This window comes from Leuconostoc sp., from assembly GCF_965300815.1.
In genome coordinates this window covers 18159-20605 of record NZ_CBDKZH010000015.1, presented here as the reverse complement: position 1 = coordinate 20605, position 2447 = coordinate 18159, and the positions used below count along the sequence as shown (strand labels likewise).

Annotated in this window: 1 protein-coding gene; it reads right to left on the bottom strand. The window is 44.4% G+C overall.

What is annotated here, in order from left to right:
- Nucleotides 1-112 precede the first annotated feature (112 nt).
- Nucleotides 113-2447: exonuclease domain-containing protein (locus ACW12G_RS02075; RefSeq protein WP_455647165.1), on the bottom strand; the 2335-nt coding region annotated here is incomplete at its 5' end.

The following is a 2447-nucleotide window of genomic DNA, read 5'->3' as shown; positions in this document are numbered from 1 at the left end:
CAAATCCGCGCCCAATGAACGCGGGTACGGCGTTGACGTTGGCGGAAGCGAATATCATCTTTAAATTGCATCATTTTGTTTAGTCCTCCAACGCATAGCTAGATTTATTATATCAAAAATCTGTCAAAATTTGGTCATACTGTGCCAGCAAATTATTTTTTAACACCACGTTGGCTTTGATGTCTGCTTGTGACTTAAAGCGATGGCGTTGCATGGCATTTAATTGTGTGACGAGTAATGCTTTCGGATGACGTTGCATTTCAGTTAATACCAAGGCGAGACGTGACACTGGTTGCCAAACTTCCCGTTCCGGTACAATCACAATGTTTGGTAACTCCTGATCGCGTAACCACATGGTTGACATGATTTTTGGTGTGACAATCAGAATGTTTTGCTGTTCGGTATGCCGTTGGCGCTGGATTTTTTCAAGTGAGCCGGTGACCCCTTCCGCAACGAGCCCGTAGTCAGTTGTCAAAACATGTTTTAACTTTTGATACCAATGATTCACCCGTTCACCATCTGGCACAATCATCATAATTTCACCCACGTTATGCTGTGTGAGCGCTTGTAAGTGCGTGACTGGCGAAGTGCGACCCATTTGAATCACAGTTACCGGTTGATTATCATGGTGAATAAAATCGCGTTCTGCCGTCATCTGCTCTGGCACCTCACGCAAAAAGGCACTCACCTGATTATCTAAGTATTCACTGACAACCAAAAGTTTATGGATATGCGCCAAAAAGTGTGTTTGATACGTGGTGGCGACTGGAACGAAGAATGTTCTCGTGAGCTGCGTTTGCCCGTTTTCGTCGTGTTCTTGATCCTGCACCGTCACAAGCGGTTCTTGCTGCAAACGTTTGATGTTGGTCAGTTCATGCGGTAAGGTCGCCCATGATGCCGGGACAACGCCATGCTCGCCAATATCCAAAATCGTCATTAAACGCATGATGATCATTAATAAACGTTCTGCGCGCTTGAGTTGGGTGGTTACCTTATCGGTTTGCAAAATTTGCTTCACTAATTTCAAGGCCTCTGCCACACTTTGTTTGACAAACAACCGCTGCTTATGCGTGAGCCCCGCAACTTCTTGATGCATCAACCCTTTCAAGCTGTTTTTAATGTCTGTCAAATTCAACTGTGCCCGATAATGTGCTGATAATTCATCAACAAACGCACTCGGCGTTTCCATGACCACGACCGGCCATTTTGTACGCTCACGCGCTGCCAAAAGCGGTTGCGCCTGATTAAAGTAAGTTTCAAAATTCATCGTCAACACTTCAGCACGGTTGACCAAACGTTGAGCACGTTGATAGAAAATCCCCTGCTCATTGCCACGCAATGCATCTAGAATCGGCAAATTGGTAGCACCGACTTGGATTTCGTTTAATAACCCAGTCTGTGTTTGCGTTAACCACACTAAAATGCGGGCTTTGAAGAATTGGGCTGGCGACGTGTCGTCAGCTGTTTTTAACAATTGGTTAAAACGTTCAACATCAATATACGCACTTGGATCATGCAAAATGGCTGCCGTAAAATGGACATCTAATAATTTAGCGATTTTCTCCACCAATGCTTGTTGCTGTTGCTGCAAACTGTCATCATTTGTCAACAACACGATTGGACGTGCTTGCGGATCAAAAATTAATGGGACCAAATAACCCAAAGTTTTGCCGATTTTCGGCGCAGTCAACACCGTTAATACACCATCAGCTTTTTTAGTGAGGAACGCATAGACGCGATTCATTAAATCATTCTGGGCTTCGTTTTGGGTTAACCATTGCCCAAATTGCCGCTGCTTCTCTTGCGAAGACCGTGGATAGGCGGGCAACGTCGCTGGTGTCATTGGTGGCACGGGATCTGGTTTCGTCACGGCGACTTGGGCCACAATGTCAAAATCAGTTTGTTGCCGTTTTGATTTGACCACCCGTAAAAAATCTTGTGTTTGTCTCAGGAGTGGCCACTGCCCAAATTGTAATTGCTGGAGAACAATGACGGGTAACTGCTCCGCCTTTTGCCATAGCTTCAAAAACAGTAAAGCCGTTGCTTGCGCATCAGCATTTGCCCGATGGGCGTTATTAAGCGTAATATTTAAAAATGTTGTCAGATCCAACAACCGATAACCTGGCGCTGTTGGCAACAAAATTTGTGCTAATTGAACCGTGTCAATGGCAGGATTGGTCAGCACTGGAAAGCCTGTCCGCGCTAACTCGTCGTTCAAATAAGGATAATCAAAATTAATATTATGCGCAATCAGCACAGTATCTTGTAACATGTTACGTAGAACTGGTGCGATTTCTTCAAAATAAGGCGCATCACGCACATCTTTTTCTGAAATATGCGTGAGTTGTTGAATGTTGCGATCAATTGATTGACCTGGATTCACAAAAGATTCAAAATGATCAACGATACGGCGATTTTTGATAAAAGTCATCCCAATTTGGATGATG